This window comes from Planktotalea sp., assembly GCF_050633725.1.
Classification (GTDB): Bacteria; Pseudomonadota; Alphaproteobacteria; order Rhodobacterales; family Rhodobacteraceae; genus Planktotalea.
In genome coordinates, this window is the sequence record NZ_JBOEHB010000004.1 from 207,182 (window position 1) to 228,280 (window position 21,099).

Annotated in this window: 22 protein-coding genes; 7 read left to right on the forward strand and 15 right to left on the reverse strand. The window is 54.6% G+C overall.

Going from position 1 to position 21,099, the window contains the following annotated elements; translation table 11 throughout:
• Positions 1–24: 24 nt before the first annotated feature.
• From ACRBCU_RS05725 to ACRBCU_RS05745, 5 genes are all read left to right on the forward strand, one after another.
• Positions 25–1,140: an FAD-binding protein gene (locus ACRBCU_RS05725; protein ID WP_431364415.1), complete on the forward strand. Its 1,116-nt coding sequence runs from the start codon at positions 25–27 to the stop codon at positions 1,138–1,140.
• Positions 1,137–2,456, forward strand: coding sequence for a glycolate oxidase subunit GlcF (gene glcF, locus ACRBCU_RS05730; RefSeq protein ID WP_431364416.1), 1,320 nt, complete (start codon positions 1,137–1,139; stop codon positions 2,454–2,456). Before ACRBCU_RS05725 ends, glcF begins: the two co-directional genes overlap by 4 nt.
• Before the next feature lie 57 nt (positions 2,457–2,513).
• On the forward strand, positions 2,514–3,332 hold the full coding sequence (locus ACRBCU_RS05735; RefSeq protein ID WP_431364417.1) for a trypsin-like serine peptidase: 819 nt from the start codon (positions 2,514–2,516) through the stop codon (positions 3,330–3,332).
• A complete protein-coding gene (locus ACRBCU_RS05740) occupies positions 3,329–4,144 on the forward strand; it encodes a trypsin-like serine peptidase (protein WP_431364418.1) in 816 nt (271 codons plus the stop codon). Before ACRBCU_RS05735 ends, ACRBCU_RS05740 begins: the two co-directional genes overlap by 4 nt.
• A gap of 140 nt (positions 4,145–4,284) precedes the next feature.
• The gene (locus ACRBCU_RS05745) at positions 4,285–4,752 is read left to right on the forward strand and encodes an Hsp20 family protein (RefSeq protein WP_431364419.1); all 468 of its coding nucleotides are present in this window, start codon (positions 4,285–4,287) and stop codon (positions 4,750–4,752) included.
• Between the two features lie 48 nt (positions 4,753–4,800).
• Here the strand turns inward: ACRBCU_RS05745 and ACRBCU_RS05750 are convergent, their stop codons facing one another.
• From ACRBCU_RS05750 to ACRBCU_RS05800, 11 genes are all read right to left on the reverse strand, one after another.
• Positions 4,801–6,696: a vWA domain-containing protein gene (locus ACRBCU_RS05750; RefSeq protein ID WP_431364420.1), complete on the reverse strand. Its 1,896-nt coding sequence runs from the start codon at positions 6,694–6,696 to the stop codon at positions 4,801–4,803.
• Complete coding sequence (locus ACRBCU_RS05755) at positions 6,693–7,223, reverse strand: RNA polymerase sigma factor (protein WP_431364421.1); 531 nt, start codon at positions 7,221–7,223, stop codon at positions 6,693–6,695. The genes ACRBCU_RS05750 and ACRBCU_RS05755 overlap by 4 nt, the downstream gene beginning before the upstream one ends.
• Positions 7,224–7,279: 56 nt before the next feature.
• Positions 7,280–8,128: an MBL fold metallo-hydrolase gene (locus tag ACRBCU_RS05760; RefSeq protein ID WP_431364422.1), complete on the reverse strand. Its 849-nt coding sequence runs from the start codon at positions 8,126–8,128 to the stop codon at positions 7,280–7,282.
• A 17-nt stretch (positions 8,129–8,145) separates the two neighbouring features.
• Positions 8,146–9,336 (reverse strand): cytochrome P450, encoded by a 1,191-nt coding sequence (locus tag ACRBCU_RS05765; RefSeq protein WP_431364423.1) that lies wholly within the window; start codon positions 9,334–9,336, stop codon positions 8,146–8,148.
• Complete coding sequence (gene dxs / locus ACRBCU_RS05770) at positions 9,333–11,261, reverse strand: 1-deoxy-D-xylulose-5-phosphate synthase (protein WP_431364424.1); 1,929 nt, start codon at positions 11,259–11,261, stop codon at positions 9,333–9,335. The genes ACRBCU_RS05765 and dxs overlap by 4 nt, the downstream gene beginning before the upstream one ends.
• A 24-nt stretch (positions 11,262–11,285) precedes the next feature.
• Positions 11,286–12,140 (reverse strand): polyprenyl synthetase family protein, encoded by an 855-nt coding sequence (locus tag ACRBCU_RS05775; RefSeq protein WP_431364425.1) that lies wholly within the window; start codon positions 12,138–12,140, stop codon positions 11,286–11,288.
• 14 nt (positions 12,141–12,154) lie between these two features.
• Complete coding sequence (locus tag ACRBCU_RS05780) at positions 12,155–12,397, reverse strand: exodeoxyribonuclease VII small subunit (RefSeq protein ID WP_431364426.1); 243 nt, start codon at positions 12,395–12,397, stop codon at positions 12,155–12,157.
• Positions 12,379–13,323: a histone deacetylase family protein gene (locus ACRBCU_RS05785; protein ID WP_431364427.1), complete on the reverse strand. Its 945-nt coding sequence runs from the start codon at positions 13,321–13,323 to the stop codon at positions 12,379–12,381. Before ACRBCU_RS05785 ends, ACRBCU_RS05780 begins: the two co-directional genes overlap by 19 nt.
• 9 nt (positions 13,324–13,332) lie before the next feature.
• Complete coding sequence (locus tag ACRBCU_RS05790) at positions 13,333–13,518, reverse strand: hypothetical protein (protein ID WP_431364428.1); 186 nt, start codon at positions 13,516–13,518, stop codon at positions 13,333–13,335.
• A 141-nt stretch (positions 13,519–13,659) separates the two neighbouring features.
• Positions 13,660–14,361: a response regulator gene (locus ACRBCU_RS05795; RefSeq protein WP_431364429.1), complete on the reverse strand. Its 702-nt coding sequence runs from the start codon at positions 14,359–14,361 to the stop codon at positions 13,660–13,662.
• Positions 14,358–14,864 carry a MarR family winged helix-turn-helix transcriptional regulator gene (locus ACRBCU_RS05800; protein WP_431364430.1) on the reverse strand — a complete coding sequence of 169 codons (507 nt, stop codon included), beginning with the start codon at positions 14,862–14,864 and terminating at the stop codon, positions 14,358–14,360. The genes ACRBCU_RS05795 and ACRBCU_RS05800 overlap by 4 nt, the downstream gene beginning before the upstream one ends.
• A 150-nt stretch (positions 14,865–15,014) precedes the next feature.
• Here ACRBCU_RS05800 and ACRBCU_RS05805 point away from each other — a divergent pair, with 150 nt between their 5' ends.
• Positions 15,015–15,884, forward strand: coding sequence for a branched-chain amino acid aminotransferase (locus ACRBCU_RS05805; RefSeq protein WP_431364431.1), 870 nt, complete (start codon positions 15,015–15,017; stop codon positions 15,882–15,884).
• On the forward strand, positions 15,881–16,228 hold the full coding sequence (locus ACRBCU_RS05810) for a nuclear transport factor 2 family protein (RefSeq protein WP_431364432.1): 348 nt from the start codon (positions 15,881–15,883) through the stop codon (positions 16,226–16,228). Before ACRBCU_RS05805 ends, ACRBCU_RS05810 begins: the two co-directional genes overlap by 4 nt.
• Here the strand turns inward: ACRBCU_RS05810 and ACRBCU_RS05815 are convergent, their stop codons facing one another.
• The 4 genes from ACRBCU_RS05815 to ACRBCU_RS05830 form a co-directional block, all read right to left on the reverse strand.
• Positions 16,229–17,149 (reverse strand): ABC transporter permease, encoded by a 921-nt coding sequence (locus tag ACRBCU_RS05815; protein WP_431364433.1) that lies wholly within the window; start codon positions 17,147–17,149, stop codon positions 16,229–16,231.
• Positions 17,150–17,271: 122 nt separating this feature from the next.
• The gene (locus ACRBCU_RS05820) at positions 17,272–18,537 is read right to left on the reverse strand and encodes an ABC transporter permease (protein WP_431364434.1); all 1,266 of its coding nucleotides are present in this window, start codon (positions 18,535–18,537) and stop codon (positions 17,272–17,274) included.
• A 90-nt stretch (positions 18,538–18,627) separates the two neighbouring features.
• On the reverse strand, positions 18,628–19,701 hold the full coding sequence (locus ACRBCU_RS05825) for an ABC transporter substrate-binding protein (RefSeq protein ID WP_431364435.1): 1,074 nt from the start codon (positions 19,699–19,701) through the stop codon (positions 18,628–18,630).
• 105 nt (positions 19,702–19,806) lie between these two features.
• Positions 19,807–20,907 carry an ABC transporter ATP-binding protein gene (locus tag ACRBCU_RS05830; RefSeq protein ID WP_431364436.1) on the reverse strand — a complete coding sequence of 367 codons (1,101 nt, stop codon included), beginning with the start codon at positions 20,905–20,907 and terminating at the stop codon, positions 19,807–19,809.
• Between the last annotated feature and the right edge of the window lie 192 nt (positions 20,908–21,099).

Sequence of the window (21,099 nt, forward strand, 5' to 3'; positions counted from 1 at the left end):
CGAGATATTTAGGGACCAAAGAAGATGAAACCCACAAGTGAAGCCGAATTGGCCGAAATAATCTGCGACGCGCACGCGCCTATGGCTATTCGCGGTGGCGGCACGCGGTTGCGAGGCATCCAAGCCGTCGAGCAGCTGGAGACACATGGCATTACTGGCATCACACTGTATGATCCTAGCGCGCTGACGATGGTTGCGCGTGCGGGAACAACGCTCGACGAGATTGAAGCCGTGCTTGCGACTGAAAACCAACGTCTTGCTTTTGAGCCTGCCGATATGCGCGCAGCTTTGGGAACCACTGGATCAAGCACAATTGGTGGCGTTATGGCAAACAACGCGTCTGGACCGCGTCGCATTTCGGTTGGGGCTTGCCGCGACTTTATGTTGGGAGTTCGCTTTGTTGATGGCCAAGGACAGATCATTAAGAACGGTGGACGCGTTATGAAGAACGTTACCGGCTACGATCTCGTCAAACTGATGAGCGGCGCGCATGGCGTGTTGGGCGTATTGAGCGAAGTCTCGTTCAAGGTTTTGCCCAAAGTAGAAATGCAAGCTACCCTAGCGCTGCCCACGCAAGACATTAAGCAAGCGATACAGGCAATGTCAGCTGCATTTGCCTCGCCCTATGATGTGTCCGGAGCCACATACTCGGACGAAGGCCAAGTGCTGCTTCGCCTTGAAGGGTTTGAGCCCTCTGTGCGGTATCGCGGTGCGGAATTGATCAAGGTATTGAAACGATTTGGCGATGTCAGCTTCATCGACGATCAAGCGAAATGCACCACGCTTTGGAACAATATCCGCGACATTCGTGATCTAGCCAACCAAGATTACGATCTTTGGCGCATATCAGTAAGGCCAAGCGATGCACCGCAATTGGTGGCTGCCCTACAACCGCAAAGAAAATTGCTAGATTGGGGTGGCGGACTGATTTGGGCGCAGATGCCGCGCGGGTTTGATGTGCGGGCAAAGATGGATGTTGCAGGGCATGCGACGCTTGTTCGCGCTGATGCAAAAAGCTTTGAACAGCTTGGCCGATTTCACCCCGAGCCAGCCCCAGTCGCAAAAATCAGCGCAGGGCTACGCATGCGGTTTGATCCTAAAGGCCTCTTCAATCCCGGACTGATGGGAGCCATCGCATGAGAACCGAATTCACCGAAGCGCAGCTACAAGACCCGGCGATCCAACATTCGAACAAGATCCTGCGTTCCTGCGTGCATTGTGGGTTTTGCACGGCGACTTGCCCAACCTACCAAGTGTTGGGTGACGAATTAGATAGCCCGCGCGGCCGCATTTATCTGATCAAGGACATGCTTGAAACAGGCCGTATGCCAGACGCAAAAACCGTCGGACATATTGATCGCTGCCTGAGTTGCCTCGCTTGTATGAGCACCTGCCCATCTGGCGTTCACTACATGCATCTCGTGGATCATGCGCGAAATTACATTGAAGAAAACTACAAACGCCCAATCGGCGAACGCCTGTTGCGTTGGGTGCTTGCCCGAATTTTACCCTACCCGACTCGTTTTCGCCTTGCTCTGTTAGGTGCGAAAATCGCGCGTCCGTTTGTTAAACTAATCCCCGACAAGCGCTTGCGGGCAATGATTGAAATGGCCCCGAAACAAGTGCCCCCCGTCAGTAGAAACGATGATCCGCAGAGCTTTGGCCCATTGTCAGAGCGCAAAATGCGTGTTGCGCTTATGACGGGCTGTGCGCAGCGTGCGCTGGATACAGATATTAACGATGCAACAATTCGCTTGCTCACACGGCTTGGCTGCGAAGTTGTAATTCCTGACGGGCAAGGATGCTGCGGCGCGCTCACCCATCACATGGGTAAACAGAACGAAAGCCATGCAACGGCTGAACGAAACATAAAAGCCTGGTGCACTGAGATTGATGACGGAGGATTGGATGCAATTGTGATCAACACCTCTGGATGTGGCACGACGGTAAAAGACTATGGGCATATGTTTGCAGGGCACGCGCTAGAAGCCGATGCTAAACGCGTATCACGCATTGCAAAAGATGTAAGCGAAGTCCTCAAAGCGCTAGACCTACCGCAAGGCGGCGCACCAGAATTGGTTGTGGCCTATCATGCTGCTTGCTCGCTTCAGCATGGCCAACAGATCAAAAGCGCGCCAAAGGATTTACTAAGAACAGCAGGCTTTACTGTGGTTGAACCTAAGGACAGTCACTTATGCTGTGGTTCGGCTGGAACTTACAATCTGATGCAGCCGGAAATCTCCTCTGAATTAAAAGATCGCAAGGTTCAGACCTTAATGGAAAAACAGCCTGACGTCATCGCGGCGGGCAACATTGGATGCATGATGCAAATCGGATCAAGCGCGCCTGTGCCTGTCGTTCACACTGTTGAACTTTTGGACTGGGCCACAGGAGGTCCTCGCCCTGCGAAGATGGACTGCGCGCGAGAAAAGAGAGAAATCCCAATTTTGCGCTAAATGCCTTATTGTTGCCGCATCGGCTTTCTATTCGATGTGAAACATATTGGAGACGGCATGACGCGGATCACATTTTTGATCTTTTGGGCTTTGGCCTTGTCCGGCGGCGCAAACGCGCAATCTAGCGGACTAAAGCGTCTTAACACTGGCGATGACTCGCGAGGATGGGAAGCCGTTGGGCGCCTTGATGTTGCGGGCAAAGGCTTTTGCACAGGTGCTTTGATTGCCCCTGATCTCGTACTTACGGCAGCGCATTGCTTATTCGATCGCGCAACAGGTGCGCGCGTTGATCACAAAACAATCGAGTTTCGCGCAGGCTGGCGGGATGGGCGTGCTTCGGCTTATCGTCATGTGCGCCGCGCAGTTGTGCACCCTGACTATCTTTATGATGGCTCCGCCACCACAGAGCGCGTGCGCAACGATTTAGCTTTGATCGAGCTGGATCGACCAATCCGCAATACCGAAGTCATGCCATTTGAGACTGCCCAACGCCCGGCGAAGGGCGATGAGATTGGCGTCGTCTCTTACGCGCTTGATCGCTCTGAGGCACCATCACTGCAAAAACTCTGTCACGTAATGGCACGTCAAAAGGGCGTTCTTGTCATGTCCTGCGACGTAAATTTTGGCTCATCCGGTGCCCCGATTTTCAGCATCGAGAATGACGTCGCAAAAATTGTGTCCGTTGTGTCCGCGAAGGCTGAAGTAAAAGGGATTCCAGTGTCCCTTGGAACCGCCTTAGAGGGACCGTTAGCGCGATTGCGTGCAGAACTTGCCGCGGGCCGAGGACGGTTCAGCGTTGCGGGAAGCAACGAAAGCCGCAAAGCCGCGATAGCAGAGGGGCGCACGATTTCTGGCGCTAAGTTTGTTAAGCCATGAAACGGATATTGCTTTTAGCTTCGCTCCTCTTTGCGCCATTTTCGATTGATGCAGGGCAAAGCACCTCATTGACGTCGCTCAAGCAGCGGGATGATTTCTTGGGGCTAGAAGCTGTCGGTCGCTTGGACAATCCAAACGGGTTTTGTAGTGCAACCTTGATTGCACCTGACCTGATCCTTACCGCGGCGCATTGTGTTTTCAACCGGAACACCAACGAGCGCTACGACGCAAAGGATCTGATTTTCCTCGCTGCGCTCACTGATGATAAATCTCTTGCAAAGCGGCGTGGTTATCGGGTCGTGGTTGATCCAAACTATGAAAGCGAGGCGCGTTTTTCCCGCTCGAAAATTGTCTCGGACATCGCCCTAATTCTCTTGGATGATCCAGTCCCGACCTCCATAGCTGCCCCCTTTGCGATCCATTCTGGTGGCGTGGTTGACGGCCCTATCAGCGTCGTTTCCTACGGACGAGGGCGCACAGAACGTATGTCATGGCAACGGCAATGCAACATTCTCAATCGCAACAAGGGTTTGTTTGTGATGGATTGTGATGTGACTTTCGGCTCATCTGGGTCCGCAGTTTTCGTTCGCGAAGGGAGCAGGTATCGGATTCTGTCCATGACCTCTGCAATTGGCAAATGGAATGGCAAGCAAGTGGCCTACGGCATGGAGCTTGGGCCCCGTGTTGATGCACTTAAACGCACCATACGAAACAAGCCTGTACGGCGCTTGAGCGCTGAAAAGCGTTTGCGTGTGGGCAACAAGGATGATCGTCAGACATCGCAGGCACGTTTTGTGCGCGTTGGGGATTGATCCACTGCTAGGGTCTTGAAACCCCAGTTCCGCCTTCCCAAATCACTAACATCACAGCGCCAATGATGGGCTGTGTATCTTGGTCCGTCCCTGATGGGAGGGCCGTCAACATATTGTTATTGCTCAAGTGAGGATGACCCATGAGAACTTTTGACTTTGCACCTATGCACCGTACAACTATTGGTTTTGACCAAATTGCCGACATGATGGACCGCGTGATGTCCAAGGATGTCAATGCAAACACATATCCCCCTTACAACATCGAAAAGACCTCTGACGACGACTATCGCATTTCAATTGCTGTCGCAGGTTTCTCCGACGCTGATCTGTCCGTGGAAGTGAAAGAAGGCGCGCTATTTATCTCTGCCCGCAAAGCGGATGAAGAGGCTGAGCGCAACTATCTACATCGCGGTATCGCGACACGGGCTTTTGAGCGACGCTTCCATCTAGCCGACCATGTCCGCGTCGTCGGCGCGAGCCATGAGGATGGCATGCTGCACATTGATTTGACGCAAGAAGTGCCCGAAGCGCTGAAACCGCGCCAGATCGAAATTGCCCGCGCTGGAAGTGTGGAAAAGGACGTAGTTGACGCAAAAGCAGTTAACTAAAGTCTAAGAGAAAGGCCCGAGCTCCTCCCACTCGGGCCTTTTTTGTGTCTACTGATTGATCGACGCAGCGAGGCGCATCAGGCGGATCGCTTCTGCACGATAGCCGAAAACGTCCTCGCCACGGCCTGCTGTCGCGCTGGCTACTGCATCTTCATAAGACCAATCCCCTAGGCGCATACTACCGCGAAGCAATTCGCCAAAGCCTGCGATTGACGCCGCGAACTGCAATTCAGAATCCGCCTCCAAACCCGTCAAAATGGGTTGCTCAAGAAGCTGGCTTTCACTCTCGCCCGGCGATTTATAACGCAGCTTGAGATAGCCAAGCTCATCCGCGCTTCCACCCTCAACGGCTTCGCCATAACGCAACGCATCAATTTGCGTAGGGCTGCCAGCTGGCGTGATTTCATAAAGCGCCGTCACCTGATGCCCCGCGCCGATATCACCTGCATCGACCTTGTCATTGTTGAAATCTTCGCGCGCCAGCGTACGTGTTTCATAGCCGATCAAACGGTATTCAGAGACGGTCGCAGGATTGAATTCCATCTGCACTTTCACATCGCTCGCAATCGGGAACAGCGCGCCAGTGAGTTGATCCACGAGCACCTTCTGCGCCTCTGGCAGACTATCAATATAGCTCGCCTGACCATTCCCGTTCTGCGCCAGCGCCTGCATCGTTGCATCGTCCAGATTGCCGCGCCCAAAGCCGAGAACAGACAGGTACGTACCGCTCTCGCGCTTATCCGCGATGTAATCTTTCAGAGCCTCAGGATCGTTGAGGCCGACATTGAAGTCTCCGTCTGTGGCCAGCAACACACGGCTCACTTCGCCGTCTTCCTGCATGCTCTTCGCGAGCGCATAAGCCTGTTGCAAGCCCGCCTGACCGTTGGTGCCGCCACCTGCCGCAAGATTATCAAGCGCGCCGAGGATCGTGTCCCGCTCGCTTGCCGCGGTGGGTTTCAAAACCTGACCCGCGCTCCCTGCATAGGCGACAATCGCGACCTGATCTTCAGGGCGAAGCTGCCCGAGCATAAGGCGTAAGGATTGCTTAAGCAGCGGTAGTTTGTTCGGCTGGTTCATCGAGCCGGATGTATCAATCAAGAACACCAAATTAAGCGGCGGGCGCGCCTCGACCTCTGGCATTTCACCTTGAATCGCGATGCGCAGTAGCCGCGTATTTTCATTCCACGGCGTCTGCATCATCGCGAGCGATGTGGCAAAGGCCCCCGCATCAGGTGCCGCGTAATCATAGGGGAAATAGTTCACCATTTCTTCGACACGCACAGCCTGCTTGGGCGGCATGTGACCATTCATCAAAGAGGATCGCACGATCGAATAACTCGCCGTGTCCACATCGACGGAAAAGGTTGAAACAGGCTCTTCGGACGTGAGTTTCAGCGAATTCTCGGGTGCATTTGCGAATGCCTCCGTGTCTGCCTCCGCAATAATCATTGGCGCATCGGCAACCATTCCAGCGGCAGGGGCCATGCGCACGCGGCTTTCAGTTTTCGCCATCATCCGCGGCGCTGGCGATGGCATCGGCACCGCTTCTTGTACCAACGCGCCAACAGCAGAGTCTGCGGATTGCTCCACCGCGATTTCTTCGAGAACAACAGGTGCCTCCATCAGCACCGTGGGTTCGGGCGACATCATGTCAGGCAGCCCATCGCGCATCACGGGTGTCATCATCACGAGGCCAAAAGCTGCCAGCGCCGTTGTCGCGGTCAAGCCCGCTTTGGAAGTCAGAGCATCAAACATAGCATGTAGTCCTTTTGCAAAACCGCCCATTTTCGGGGCATCTACAATAGGACGTGGCTCATCGCGCGATCCTTGGAGGGTCGCGAAGTTTTCTTTGGCCAGCGCAATATTTTCTGCGCGCTTCTTAGCATCAGGCGCTGGAGTAACGGCACTAAAGGCGCGCTTGAGATCGTCCAGATCGTCGCTCATTGCTCGCTCTCCTTTATCGCCTTTAGGTGTTTTTTCACTTCGCTCATGCGCCAACTCACCGTGCCCTCTGATATGCCCAGAACCTCGCCGACCTCGCGGTGATTGAGGTCATCCATCACCAGCGCAATCGTGTCGCGCAAATCGTCGGGAAGGCCACCAATCGCCTGCATCAGCCAATCCAGCGCCTCGGCCTGTTCTTTGTTCACTTCAGTGCGGTTCATTTCCCAATCGCCCCAACCGCTCGCGGCCTTCGCGCGTGTCGCAGCGCGGCGGCGGCGATCATGGGCCGCATTCACCGCAACGCGGTAGAGCCATGTTGAAAAAGCAGCGCCCCCTTCAAACCGCGCGAGTTTTGCAGGCAGCGCCGCACAAATATCCTGGCAAAGGTCTTCCGCTTCGAATTGCGATCCCATCAAGCGAAAGCAAAGCCCAAACAGGCGATCGTAGGATCGCTCAAGCAGCAGCGCGAATGCCTCTGCATCCCCGCCCGCTGCGGCCAAAGCCAGCTCTGTTTCACTCGTGTTCATGCGCATTATGGTCTTTGGACGCGGGGGATAGGTCAATCCTTGGAAAAAACTTGAACTTAATCTGCGTCCCATTCAAATGCATCGCCCTTGGCGCGGATGCGCTCCAAAGAGGGCAAAGCGAAATGACTTCCGAGCACGCGCTGATTGCGCTCAGCAGCGTTTCCCAACAAGGCGCGGCGCGAGGCCTCGGCCTGATCCCCGTCCATGTCATATTTGAAATGCCATTCCGGATGCGCGAGTTGCGCGGTTGTGTGAATAGCATCGCCAGTTATTACCGCCTCTGCATCACCGCTTTTAATCAGCACAGACACATGCCCCGGCGTGTGGCCCGGCGTCGGGATAAGCGAGACATAATCGCCCAGCATATGCCCCGCGCTGACGCGCTCTGATTGCCCAGCCTCGACCACAGGCGACACGCTTTCAGAGTAGAGCACTTCGGCATGCTCACTAAAGAAATCGTCATCCGCTTCGGGCAACATGTATTTCGCATTTGGAAAGGTCGGCACCCAGCGCCCATCGACTAGCCGCGTGTTCCAACCCACGTGATCCGTGTGAAGATGCGTGCACAGCACATAGTCCACGTCAGCAACATCCGCGCCAGCCGCCGCGAGCGAGTCCATGAACCGCGTGCCTTTGCGTTGATGCCAATCAGGCGTGCTCGGCACGGTTTTGTCGTTCCCAACGCAAGCATCCACGAGGATCAAGTGATCGGGCGTCTTTAGCAGAAACCCCTGCACCGGCAAGATCAGCTTGCCCGACTGCGCGCAGCAAGCGCCCGAAACATGACGCTCAATAATATCGCGCACATCTGCGCCAGCGTTTGGAAAAAGCTCTTCTGGCGTTTTGAAAGGATCGTTGGATTCCAGAATGCGCCAAACTTCGACGTCTCCGATACGACACAACATGGGGCGATCCTTTCTGTCTAACTCAAGCGTGCTGGCAGCCTTGAAAACCCACGAAAGCGAATGCGGCCCGCACGTTTTGCGCCTTGGGTGATTTCATAATCTGGAAAGCGTTCAAGGAATTTTCCAACCGCGATCCGCCCTTCCATCCGCGCGAGCGTAAGGCCAACGCAGGTATGCGCGCCTCCCGCAAAGGCAAGATGTTTGTTAGGGCGACGATCCAGTTGCAGCGCATCAGGATTGGCGAACTGCGCCGCATCGCGATTGGCCGCGCCAATGCACATGTGCAGGTCCGTACCAGCAGGAATATGGGTGCCGTGCAGGGTCATATCCTCTGTGGTCAGACGGTTGCCAAATTGGTTCGGGCTTTCCATGCGCAGGAATTCATCGACGGCGGGCGTGATGAGCTTTGGCTCTGCAATCAAACGCGCACGCGCCTCGCGATCATCGTGCAAAAGCCAGAGCGCGTTGCCGATCAGATTTGTCGTCGTCTCATGCCCAGCGTTCAGAATAAAAATGCAGTTCTGATAGAGCTCAACAGGGCTAAGCTGGCCTTCTTCGCTTTCGATCAAACGGGTCAGAACGTCCGTCTGCGGATCGCCGGGGTTCTTACGTCTGTCCGCGACGATCTCCTTCAGGAATTCAACGAAATCGAGCACCGCTTTGTTCCCAATCGCTTCTTGCTCTGGCGTCAAAGCAGGTTCCAGCGCGCCGAGAATGGCAAGCGACCAATCTCGCAAGGGACCGCGTTCATTGCGCGGGATATTGAAGAGATTGCCGATGACCTCTATCGGGATCGCGCCTGCGAAGGCCTCGATCAGATCGACCTCTTGATGGTCTTGCATTTCGTCGAGCAAGCTATCGACCAGAGTTATCAGCCCAGGCTCCATCGAGGCCAAGGCACGCGGGTTCATGGCACCAACCATGATCTTGCGCACCCGCGTGTGCAGCGGTGGGTCGTTAAACACCAAGGACGTGGTGTGATGCTCATAAAGCGGTGCGTCGGTACCAAATTTCGGCGCGAAGACCTTCTTTTTGTCAGAGATAAATCGCTTCGTATCGCGGTAGATCATATCAAGATCAGCATAACGCGAGACAACAAATGTCCCGTCGGGTTGCGCGCAAACAGGGGCTTCGTCACGCAGCCAAGCGTAGTGTGGGTAGGGATCGTCGTGAAAGCCTGCGGGCAGGTCTATCAGCGTGAAACTCATGCCTTTTTGCTTGCGATTTGCGCGATGCCCAGCACGCTGAGAACCTTGGCTTCAATGTCCTCACTATTGAGCGCCGCGACCTTATACATATCGCGCGGGCTGGCTTGGTCGATAAAGATATCGGGCAAAACCATAGAGCGGAACTTGAGACCCGTGTCGAACACCCCCTCCTCCGCCAAGAGCTGGGCAACATGGCTGCCAAAACCGCCAACAGCGCCTTCTTCAATCGTGATCAGCGCCTCGTGATCTGCGGCGAGTTGCAGGATCAAATCGCGATCAAGCGGCTTGGCAAAACGTGCATCTGCGATCGTCGGCGTTATGCCTTTTGCCGCGAGCGCATCGCAGGCATCCTCGACCTCTTTCAGGCGCGTGCCGAACGATAGGATCGCAACGCCTTTGCCCTCGCGGATCATACGGCCCTTGCCAATTTCTAGCGGCACACCTTTTTCTGGCAGATCAACGCCAACCCCTTCGCCGCGTGGGAAACGGAAAGCGATTGGGCCAGCGTCATGCGCAACGGCAGTGGCAACCATATGGACCAGTTCGGCCTCATCCGCAGCGGCCATGACCGTAAAGCCCGGCAGATTGCTAAGGAAGGCGGTATCAAACGCGCCTGCGTGGGTCGCGCCATCCGCGCCAACGAGACCCGCGCGATCAATCGCGAAACGCACAGGCAAGCGCTGAATCGCGACGTCATGAACGACCTGATCGTAACCTCGTTGCAGGAAGGTCGAATACATGGTGCAGAACGGCTTCATCCCGCCAGCCGCAAGCGCGGCGGAAAAGGTCACGCCGTGCTGTTCGGCGATAGCCACATCAAAACAACGGCTCGGGTAGCGCTCTGCAAATAGGTTGAGGCCAGTTCCATCAGGCATCGCAGCCGTCACCGCGCAGATTTTGTCGTCCGCAGCGGCCTCTTTCAGCAGGCTTTGCGCGAAAACATTCGTGTAGCTTGGTGCGTTGGACGGCGCCTTTTTCTGCTCGCCCGTAACAACATCGAACTTGGCCGTCGCATGGCCCTTGTCGCGCGCACGCTCAGCAGGGGCATATCCCTTGCCCTTTTTGGTGAGCACATGGATCAGCACTGGCCCTGTCGCGCGCGCATGAACGGTGCGCAGCACAGGCAGCAGTTGGTCCATATCATGACCATCGATCGGGCCGAGATAAGAAAAACCAAGTTGCTCAAACAGCGTACCACCGACAGCCATGCCCTTGAGCATATCCTTGGCGCGTTTCGCGCCCTCGCGGAACGGTTCTGGCAGCAAACTCACCGCGCCTTTGGCGGCGGTTTTTAGATCCTGGAACGGCTCTTCCGCGTAAAGGCGGCTGAGGTAAGAGGACAGCGCGCCAACAGGGGGCGCGATGCTCATCTCATTATCATTGAGGATCACGAACATGCGTTTCTTAAGATGACCCGCGTTGTTCATCGCCTCAAACGCCATGCCAGCGCTGATGGAGCCATCTCCGATAACAGCAACCGCATCCCCAAGACCGCCAGCACATTCACCGCCCAGATCACGCGCAACGGCAAAGCCGAGCGCGGCAGAAATAGAGGTCGAGCTATGCGCCGCACCGAAGGGGTCATAGACGCTCTCGGAGCGTTTGGTGAACCCGCTGAGCCCGTCCTTCATCCGCAATGTACGAATGCGATCACGGCGCTCTGTCAGGATTTTATGGGGGTAACATTGGTGCCCCACGTCCCAGATAATCTTGTCCTTGGGCGTGCTGAAAATGGCGTGCAGCGCGACGGTCAGCTCAACAACGCCAAGCCCTGCACCCAAGTGACCACCTGTCTCTGAAACCGCAGAAATTGTCTCACTCCGCAATTCCTGCGCCAGATGCGTAAGCTCTGCATCGGAAAACTGCTTCAAATCGCTCGGTCGCTGGACGCGGTCCAAAAGCGGGGTCATCGGGCGTTCAGACATTTGAAATGCCCTTTCGGTAACTATTCACGAGCGACGCTCAATTACAAAACGCGCAGTTGCGCGCAGGTTGTCGGCGTCGGGTCCATATACAGATAATGCATCCAGCGCCGATTCCACCAGCGTTTCGGCGCGGCTCTTTGCCCCGTCTAGGCCCAGAAGCGACACAAATGTAGCTTTGCCAGCGTCGGCATCCTTTTGCGCGGCCTTGCCAAGTGTGGCTGCATCGCCCTCAACATCAAGAATGTCATCGGCAATCTGAAAGGCGAGGCCAAGCGCATCGCCGTAGGTTTTCAGAGCGCCCGTATCGGCCTTCGCAAAGATCGCGCCAGCGGTTGCAGACCAGGTAATCAGCGCGCCTGTCTTGCCGTTTTGCAACTCTGTAATTTCATCAAGGGTGAGCGGCGTCGCGGCGCTTTCAGCGGCGATGTCGAGCGCTTGACCATAGACCATCCCCGCCGCGCCACTTGCACGCGCGAGCGTCAAGGCAAGGGTGCTGCGAACGAATGGATCATCGTGGCAAGCGGGATCGCTGACCAATTCAAACGCCAGCGTTTGCAAAGCATCGCCACAAAGGACCGCCGTCGCATCATCCCACTTCTTGTGAACTGTGGGCTGGCCGCGCCGCAGATCATCATCATCCATACAAGGCAAATCATCATGCACAAGGCTATAGGCATGCAGCGCTTCAATCGCGCAAGCAGGGTGGATCGCGCGCAAGATATCTGCGCCGCACACACGCGCGCTTTCACGAACGAGAAAGGCGCGCAGGCGCTTGCCGCCCGTCGTCGCATAACGCATCGCTTGCACCACAGGCACATCGGCAAAGCCCGACAAAACCCGTGCAAAATGCTGATCAACCTCCGCTGACCAGCCGGTCATTTCTGATTTTAGTGTCACAGACCTTCGACAGGAGTCGTCCCTTTAGGCGCGCCATCACCGTCAAAGGTGATCGCGGCGACCTTTTCTTCGGCCTCTTTCAGCTTCGCTTCGCAACGCTTCTTCAGCTCTGCGCCACGCTCATAAAGGCTGATGCTTTGCTCCAAAGGCACATCGCCGCGCTCTAGCTGGCTGACCACTTGCTCAAGCTCACCCATGGCTTGCTCAAAGCTCATTTCGCTTACGTTAGTGTCGCCCATCCGCTGGCCTCCCTCAGTGCATCCACATGCGCGCTGACCGCATCGGCGAGCGCATCCAAGTCATAGCCCCCTTCGAGCGCAGAGACCACACGGCCCTCGCAAATTTCCGCTGCAATTTTGCACAACTCCTCTGTGAGCCATTTGAAATCAGCAGTGGACCAGTTGAGATTGGCGAGAGGATCATCTTGGTGGGCGTCGAAACCTGCGCTGATGAAGATCATCTCGGGCTTGAACTCGCGCAAGCGTGGGAAGACCTCGGCCTCGTAAAGCGCGCGCATTTGATCGCCTTTGCTTTCGGGCGCGATGGGTAAGTTAACCACGTTGTCAAAACCACCCTTATCGCTGCGTTCACCCGTACCGGGCCAAAGCGGCATTTGCTGGGAGGTAATCACCAAGGCGCGGGATTCATTCCAGAGCAAGTCTTGCGTGCCATTGCCGTGATGCACGTCGAAATCCACGACCGCGACACGTTTTAGCCCATGATGTTCCAGTGCATATTTCGCGCCAATTGCGACGTTACCAAACAAGCAAAAACCCATCGGCGTCGACGTCTCCGCATGATGCCCGGGCGGTCGGATCGCGGCAAAGGCATTGCCCGCCTCGCCGCCCATCACCATATCCACCGCCTTGGTCACTGCCCCGACTGCGCGGAATGCTGCGTCGAGCGAACCTGCGGACATATGTGTATCCGCATCCAACTGGCGATTACCAACCGTCGGCAAGGCGCTCCGCAGATCAGTGATGTGGCTCGCTGGGTGACAACGGGTGATATCATCTTCGCTACCAAGGGGTGCCTTGACCCGTTTGAGGTCTTTGTCTTTCAACGCATTTAGAATGTATTCAAGCCGTGCCACCTGTTCGGGATGACCAGAGGGCGTGACATGCTCAAGGCAAGCGGGATGGGTGATGAGGGCTGTTTTAGTCATTGATATTTCCTAAGACATACTTGCGATAACCATGCCAAGCGCAGCAGCATAAAGCCAGACCACAAAACCACGGCGCAATCGTTTGACACGATAGAAAACCTTGTCATCCGCGAGGGCCATCGGCGGGAATTGATCTATTTGAAAAAGACAGAAGTGCTGTAGCACAATGCAATCGTTCCACCAGTCAGGAAACATAGAGCGGCCCCAGTGCACCATTGGCTCTACATCTCGATTAATGTCAGCAAGTACGGTCGGATGATTTTTTAGGAGCCTGCGCCTAAGAAGAAAAGCGGACCAGAAATGCCAAATACCAACTAGATCAACGAGGATGATCATTTAGTCAGGTGCCAACATATACCCAGCGCCGCGCACGGTTTGCATATACCGCGGTTGCTTTGGATCGACTTCGATCTTACGGCGCAGTCGTGTGATCTGAACGTCCACCGCGCGCTCTTGGGCTTGGCCGCGATCTCGGCCTAATTCTTCGACCAGTTGCACACGGCTAACGGGTTCACCCACATGTTTGGAGAAGATACGCATCAATTGCGCCTCGGTCGCGGTGAGGCGCACGATATCATCGCCGTTCCACATTTCGCCGCGCTCTATGTCATAACGCACAGGGCCAAGATGCAGCACTTTGGGCGCTGTGTCTGCCGCTTCGGCCTCAGGCATACGGCGCAGGATCGCGTTGATGCGCAGCAGCAGTTCCTTGGGTTCAAACGGTTTTGGCAGATAGTCATCCGCGCCCGCCTCAAGGCCTTCAATCCTGTTTTCGGTTTCGCCCTTTGCGGTCAGCAACATGATCGGCGTTGTAGAGGTCTTGCGCAGATCGCGCGTTAGGGAAATCCCATCCTCGCCGGGCATCATCACATCCAGAACGATCAAATCGAAATCCAGACCCGACAGAATACGCCGCGCATGAGCGGCATCGCGCGCGGCGGTCACGAGAAACCCATGGCGCACCAAGAATTTCTGCAACAAACCGCGAATGCGCTCGTCGTCGTCTACGATCAAAAGATGGGCGTCGGGATCACTCATGTACTGCTTTCCTTAAGCGCGCGGGACTTGCGGCGTATCTCTGGGTCCATCATTGCCTCAAGTACGGCGCGAAAACCAGTCACAGCTTCGGCGCCAGCCTCGCGGTAGGCGGCGCGCATACGGGCGCGCTGCGCGTCAGAGAGCTTGCGCTCCAGCTCTTCGCCCGCTTCTGTTAGAAACAAATGACGTTCGCGTTTGTCTGCGCGTCCGACTCGGCTTTCGACCAACCCGTCCTCTATCAAAGTGCGCAAAACACGGTTCAAAGATTGCTTGGTCACGCCCAATATGCCGAGTAGATTGTTCACCGTCGTGCCCGGCGCACGATTGATGAAATGCACCGCGCGGTGGTGTGCACGTCCGTAAGCCATGCCAGCGAGAATACGGTCAGGATCGGCGGTAAAGCCTTGATAGGCAAAGAACATCGCTTCGATTCCCTGACGCAATTGTTCGTCTGTGAGGAACAAAAGCATATCACTATGTTGCGCTGCGTTTCGATCAGACATGGCACGCCTTTCTTGGACTTCGTGCAAATTATACGTCAGCTTTGTTGACTTTCCAATAACAGACTGCTAGCTAATGTCAGTTTTGACGCAATATTATTTCCGTATCGGACCTAAATTGCGCAATAAATGGAAAAATGAAAGGAGAGCACTATGTCTGACTCATACGCGGATCGCGACGGTAAAATCTGGATGGACGGCGAACTCGTCGATTGGCGCGATGCCAACGTGCATATTCTGACGCACGCTCTCCACTATGCGTCTTCTGTTTTTGAGGGCGAGCGTTGCTATGACGGTAAGGTTTTCAAATCGCGCGAACATTCAGAGCGTTTGATCAAATCAGGCGAGTTGATGGATATGGAAATCCCATACACCGTTGACGAAATCGAAGCGGCGAAAAAAGCGACGCTTGAGGCGAATGGATTGACCAACGCTTACTTGCGCGTTGTGGCCTTCCGCGGCGCTGGCGCTGACATGGGTGTCGCGGCTTCGCGCAACCCTGTGCGCATGGCTGTTACGGCTTGGAAGTGGGGCAACTACTATGGCGATGCCAAGATGAAGGGCGCAAAGCTCGACATCGCGAAATGGAAGCGTCCGTCCCCTGAGACGATCCCAGTGGCGGCCAAGGCGGCGGGTCTTTACATGATCTGCACGATGTCCAAACACGCGGCGGAGGCCAAGGGTTGCTCGGACGCGATGTTCCTAGATTATCGCGGCTATGTTGCCGAAGCGACAGGCGCGAACATCTTCTTCGTGAAAGACGGTGAAGTGCACACGCCGCTGGCGGATTCGATCCTCAATGGTCTCACACGTCAGACAATCATCGGTGTTTTGAAGGACCGTCAGATCAAGGTGCATGAGCGTCACATCCTTCCAGAAGAACTCGAAGGCTTTGAGCAGTGCTGGCTGACAGGTTCGGCGGCCGAAGTAACGCCTGTTGGCCAGATTGGCGATTACACGTTCGAGGTTGGCGAGTTGACGCGCGAAGTTGCGGAAGCTTACGAAAAGCTCGTTCGCGCGTGACTTTTGAGGGCTATAAAGCCTTCGTACAAGACTGGCAGGATGCGTGGAACGCACATGATCTTCCTCGCATCCTGAGCCACTATTCAGATGATATTACATTTAGATCCGCCAAAGCAGTTGCTTTGGTCGGCGACGGCGAAGTCGTCGGGAAAGCTGCCCTAGCAGCGTATTGGGCTGAAGCGCTATCGCACCAACCTGATTTACACTTTAAAGTTCTAGAGATTTTCAACGGCCACAATATGCTGGTCATTCTCTATGAAAACCACAAGCAGGTACGCGCGACAGAAACCTTGATGTTTGATGACAGCGGACTTGTGTTTCTCGCCTCCGCTTGTCACGCCTGATTAACCCGGGCTCATACCGCGCAAGCGCTCTGAACGACGGCGCAACAATTCTACGACAGTCAGCAGCGCAATTGAGATGATCACAAGGATCGTCGCAACCGATAAGATAGCTGGGCTGATCTGCTCGCGAATACCGTTCCACATTTGCCGAGGAATGGTTTGCTCATCCAGACCACCAACGAACAGCACCACGACAACCTCGTCAAAGCTGGTCACAAAGGCAAACAAAGCGCCCGAAATAACGCCAGGCAGGATGAGTGGCATCTGGATCTTAAAGAATGTTCGCGCCGGACCTGCGCCCATGTTAGCCGCAGCGCGCGTTAAGGAATGGTCGAAGCCCACCAAGGTCGCCGTCACTGTGATGATCACAAAGGGAATGCCCAACGTGGCATGCGCCAAGATCACGCCCAGATAGGGGATACCCCAATCTTGAATGCGGATTGATGAATAGAAAAAGAACAAGCCTGTTGCTGTAATAATGATCGGTACAATCATTGGCGAAATCAGGATTGCCATGATCGCACGTCGACCCGGCATTTCAGGGCGCGACAGACCAAGCGCAGCGACGGTTCCAAGACTTGTCGCGATCAGCGTTGAGAAGAAGCCGACTATGATCGAGTTCTTCGCCGCATTGATCCAATTTGAATTGGACCAAGCATCTGCCCACCAACTGCTGTCTCGGGTTGCGTCAGGTTCTAACATACCAAAGGTCAGCAGCAGATCGTACCAACGGGTAGAATAGCCGGTTGGATCAAGCTTCAGCATCTTTTCGGTGAACGTGAAATACGGCTCAGCGTTAAAGCTAAGCGGAATAACGATCAGAATTGGCGCAATGAGGAACAGAAAGATCAGCCCGCACAGAACCAGATAGGTGTAGTGCCAGACGCGCTCTAGCGTTGAAGCGTGTGTTGGTAGCGCCATTAATTCAACTCCACTTCGAGAAAGCTATTTGGGATCGCTCTGGACGGGTGTGCATTCGGGCCATTCGCACTTTCGCGGGTAGCATGGTCCGAGATCTTTGTGAGGTGCGTTTGCTTCATCGCTTAACCCAACTTCAAATTGTCGATGCCGATCAAACGATCGTAGAGCCAGTAAAGGATCACAACGCAACCAAGCAGGATCGCAGCAAGCGCCGCAGCAAGCGACCAGTTGAGCGATTTGCTCATATGGAAGGCGATCAGGTTCGAGATAAGCTGACCATCCGCGCCGCCGACCAAGGCGGGCGTGATGTAGTAGCCAACCGCGAGGATGAAGACCAACAAGGCACCCGCGCCGATGCCCGGAACGGTTTGCGGAAAGTAGATACGACGAAACGCGGTCCAGCTCGTTGCACCCATCGATCGCGCGGCGCGCACATAGGACGGGTTAATCAAACGCATCACGGAATAGAGCGGCAGGATCATGAAGGGCAACAAAATATGCACCATCGCAATGATCGTACCGGTCTGGTTGTACATCATCTGAATGCGGTTCTCGTCGCTCAGAATACCTGTGGCGACCATTGCATCGTTAAGCACACCCTGACTTTGCAGCAGGATCATCCAGCTGGTGGTTCGCACCAACAGAGACGTCCAAAACGGCAATAAAACAAGGATCATCAAAAGGTTCGAATAGCGCAGCGGTAACGTCGCTAACAAATGGGCAACCGGGAAGGCAAGAATGAAGCATAAGACTGTTATGACGACCGACAAGAAGAGTGTTCGTTTAAACAGGTTCACATAGACTTGACGGTTTTCGGGAACCATTTCCACAGCTCCATCTGGCCCGCGCTTGCGATCAACCGCAGCGAGATAGAAGTTCCACGTATAGGCATTGGATGCCCCGCGCATAGTTTGCCAAAGACCCGGATCGGCCCAGTCTTCATCCAAATCAATCATGGCTGCTTTGTAAGGCGGTTCAAGCTTTTTGGCCTTACGCGCTGCCTTGGTAAACATCGAACGCGATCCAGAGCGTTCGTAGTTGATGCGTGTACCTGCTTGGCCCGGTGCCTTGAGTTCACGCAAAACAACCAAATCGGCAACCAATGCCGCGTAAGCAGATTCATCAATCTCGGCAGGTGCAGGATTTTCGTCAAACCATTCGGACAGGTTTGTCATTATCGGCGTAGTGACACCAGTTCCAAAATTCGTAGATTCAACAAATCCTGTGTTATTAACGGATTTGTAAAGCATCTGACCAATCGGAAACAAAAAGCTGATCACGATGAATGCAAGCAAAGGAAAGACAAGTAAAAACGCGCGGCGCTTGGCCCGAGATTGCGCTTGTGCCAGTGCCGCCTTTAGCGGTTTGCCGTCAACGGTTGTAAGCATTTGTCGTCCCTGCAAATGGTGTTTTAAACCAGTCTATCGCTGGTCTTGGGAGGCTCGACCCCCACCTAGGGGATCGAGCCAATCATTAACTTACTTCGCCAACCAAGCGTTGAAACGCTCGTTCAGTTCTGCATCATTGTCGACCCAGAATTCGAAGTTGTTCACCAGAGCGTTGCCAAGGTTGGCCGCCGCTGTTGGCATGTGTGGTGCCATGTCTGTTTCGCCGTCAGAATACTTACCAACAAGCGCGCCAGAAGATTTACGCGCAGGGCCATAAGAAATCCAAGACGCCTGATCCGCCAGACGCTGTGTGTCTGTGGAGAAGGAGATGAACTTCAGAGCTTCTTCTTTGTTTGGCGCACCCTTTGGAATGACGAAGAGATCGAAATCAAGGATCTGACCGTCCCAAACAACAACCAATGGCTGGTTCTCAGCAACAGCGGCGTTGAAGATACGGCCGTTATACGCTGTGGACATCACAACTTCGCCGTCAGCAAGAAGCTGTGGAGGCTGAGCGCCTGCTTCCCACCACACGATGTCGCTCTTGATGCTGTCGAGCTTTGCAAATGCGCGATCAACGCCTTCGTCTGTTTCCAAAATGCTGTAAACATCGCCAGCAGCAACGCCATCAGCCATCAAAGCCATCTCAAGTGTCGCTTTAGCGGACTTACGCAGGCCACGCTTGCCTGGGAAATCAGCCGTGTTGAAGAAATCGTCGATGCTGTCAGGCGCTGTCGGGTTGTTGTCCGAGTTATATGCAAAAACAGTGGACCAAACGATGTTCGCCACGGCGCAATCTTGCAATGCACCTTCGATGAAATCATCTGCCGCTGCTGTGCCATCTGGCGCCGCTGGGAGCATGGAGCTGTCGATCTCTTCGAGCAGACCTTCGTCGCACAGACGAACCGCATCAGAAAATTCAACGTCTGCTACGTCAACGGTGACGTTGCCCGCTTCAACCTGCGCCTTAATCGGCGTCGCTGGGTTGTCGCTGTCGACAGAGTTCACTTTGACGCCAGTCTCGGCTGTGAATGGTTTGTGATACGCTTCCACTTGGCTTTTCGTGTAAGCGCCGCCCCATGACATCACTGTCACTTCGGCTGCGGATGCTGCAAAGCCAACGCTACCCAGCGCGGTTGCCAATAGAACTGATTTAAGTTTCATAAAGAACTCCCATGTTGTTCCTGTTTTAGTGAGTGAAGTTTGGATAACAGGCAAAAATCCGAACTCCTTGAAACGCTCGCTGCGCACGCAACGCAGCCAGCAGAATTAGGCATCGAGCGCACGGCAATCCTCTGCCAGCCAACCGATTTCAATCTCGCTGCCCGGCTCAAGACGAACCTGATCCGGCGCGTTACGAGACTTGATGATGAAGTCATCTTTACCAGCAACGCGCAAACGCGTGCGGAAGATGTCGCCCATATAAATGAACTCAAGAACTTCGGCTTTTAGCGTATGTGCTTCTGCGCTCAGTCGTTCTTTATGGAACTCAACGCGCTCCGGGCGAATTGAAACGCGTGTGCGTTCGCCCGCTTTTGTGACGTTGACAGGTTTGCAATCAATCAAGCCGCCTCCGTCAAGCTGAACCAACGCGATGCCGTTCTTGATCTCTTTGACAGTACCTTCGAGCGTGTTGTTTTCACCAATAAATTGCGCCACGAAACTGTTTTGCGGGCTTTCGTATAGTTCATCAGGCGGCGCAAGTTGCTGAATGCGGCCATCCTCAAAAACAGCAACGCGGTCCGACATTGTGAGCGCTTCGGTCTGATCATGCGTCACGTAAACAACGGTAATCCCTAGGTTATCGGCGATACGTTTGATTTCGAACTGCATCGTTTCGCGCAATTGCTTGTCGAGCGCACCTAGCGGTTCGTCCATGAGGACCAATTCAGCTTCGAACACTAGCGCACGCGCAAGGGCAACACGCTGTTGCTGACCCCCAGAAAGCTGCGCCGGACGCCTGCCGCCAAACGCTCCCATCTGGACCATCTCTAGAACGTGCTTCACTTTCGCTTCGCGCTCTGCCTTTGGCATTTTGCGCACCTCAAGAGGGAAGCTCAGGTTTTCTGCAATCGTCATATGCGGGAACAAAGCATAGTTTTGGAAAACCATGCCGATACCGCGTTTGTGTGGAGGAATGTTATTGATCGGCTGCCCGTCAAGGCGAATATCACCGTGAGTTGCGGTCTCAAACCCAGCCAACATCATAAGGCAAGTTGTCTTGCCTGATCCCGACGGCCCCAACATTGTGAGGAACTCGCCTTTGGGCATTGAAAGGTTAAGGTCTTTAACGACGAGATTCTCGCCGTCATAACTTTTCTGTACGCGGTCAAATTCTACGAACGCGCCGTCGCTGTGACTATCGGCCAACCGAGGCTCCCCATGTCTTGCCGCGGGTTTAGCCCCGCCTTTTGCGATCCCGACTAAAGCGCGCACGCGATCACAACGCAAGCAGTTTCCGAAATAGCGCTCTAGAGGATGGGAAACTCGACAAAATTCCCTAAAAAAGCGACAGACTGCCAATTTTTCGTTCATCTAAGAGCATTAAGTAGGCTCTTGCAC

Bases quoted from the DNA above. Each gene is read 5' to 3' on its own strand.
- ACRBCU_RS05775 (WP_431364425.1), bottom strand. From the start codon at position 12,140: ATGACCGGCTGGTCAGCGGAGGTTGATCAGCATTTTGCACGGGTTTTG.
- ACRBCU_RS05815 (WP_431364433.1), bottom strand. From the start codon at position 17,149: ATGGCGCTACCAACACACGCTTCAACGCTAGAGCGCGTCTGGCACTAC.
- ACRBCU_RS05780 (WP_431364426.1), bottom strand. From the start codon at position 12,397: ATGGGCGACACTAACGTAAGCGAAATGAGCTTTGAGCAAGCCATGGGT.
- ACRBCU_RS05820 (WP_431364434.1), bottom strand. From the start codon at position 18,537: ATGCTTACAACCGTTGACGGCAAACCGCTAAAGGCGGCACTGGCACAA.
- ACRBCU_RS05825 (WP_431364435.1), bottom strand. From the start codon at position 19,701: ATGAAACTTAAATCAGTTCTATTGGCAACCGCGCTGGGTAGCGTTGGC.
- ACRBCU_RS05765 (WP_431364423.1), bottom strand. From the start codon at position 9,336: ATGAGTTTCACGCTGATAGACCTGCCCGCAGGCTTTCACGACGATCCC.
- ACRBCU_RS05800 (WP_431364430.1), bottom strand. From the start codon at position 14,864: ATGTCTGATCGAAACGCAGCGCAACATAGTGATATGCTTTTGTTCCTC.
- ACRBCU_RS05735 (WP_431364417.1), top strand. From the start codon at position 2,514: ATGACGCGGATCACATTTTTGATCTTTTGGGCTTTGGCCTTGTCCGGC.
- ACRBCU_RS05785 (WP_431364427.1), bottom strand. From the start codon at position 13,323: ATGACTAAAACAGCCCTCATCACCCATCCCGCTTGCCTTGAGCATGTC.
- ACRBCU_RS05750 (WP_431364420.1), bottom strand. From the start codon at position 6,696: ATGAGCGACGATCTGGACGATCTCAAGCGCGCCTTTAGTGCCGTTACT.
- ACRBCU_RS05805 (WP_431364431.1), top strand. From the start codon at position 15,015: ATGTCTGACTCATACGCGGATCGCGACGGTAAAATCTGGATGGACGGC.
- ACRBCU_RS05725 (WP_431364415.1), top strand. From the start codon at position 25: ATGAAACCCACAAGTGAAGCCGAATTGGCCGAAATAATCTGCGACGCG.
- ACRBCU_RS05795 (WP_431364429.1), bottom strand. From the start codon at position 14,361: ATGAGTGATCCCGACGCCCATCTTTTGATCGTAGACGACGACGAGCGC.
- glcF (WP_431364416.1), top strand. From the start codon at position 1,137: ATGAGAACCGAATTCACCGAAGCGCAGCTACAAGACCCGGCGATCCAA.
- ACRBCU_RS05745 (WP_431364419.1), top strand. From the start codon at position 4,285: ATGAGAACTTTTGACTTTGCACCTATGCACCGTACAACTATTGGTTTT.
- ACRBCU_RS05755 (WP_431364421.1), bottom strand. From the start codon at position 7,223: ATGAACACGAGTGAAACAGAGCTGGCTTTGGCCGCAGCGGGCGGGGAT.
- ACRBCU_RS05760 (WP_431364422.1), bottom strand. From the start codon at position 8,128: ATGTTGTGTCGTATCGGAGACGTCGAAGTTTGGCGCATTCTGGAATCC.
- ACRBCU_RS05790 (WP_431364428.1), bottom strand. From the start codon at position 13,518: ATGTTTCCTGACTGGTGGAACGATTGCATTGTGCTACAGCACTTCTGT.
- dxs (WP_431364424.1), bottom strand. From the start codon at position 11,261: ATGTCTGAACGCCCGATGACCCCGCTTTTGGACCGCGTCCAGCGACCG.
- ACRBCU_RS05740 (WP_431364418.1), top strand. From the start codon at position 3,329: ATGAAACGGATATTGCTTTTAGCTTCGCTCCTCTTTGCGCCATTTTCG.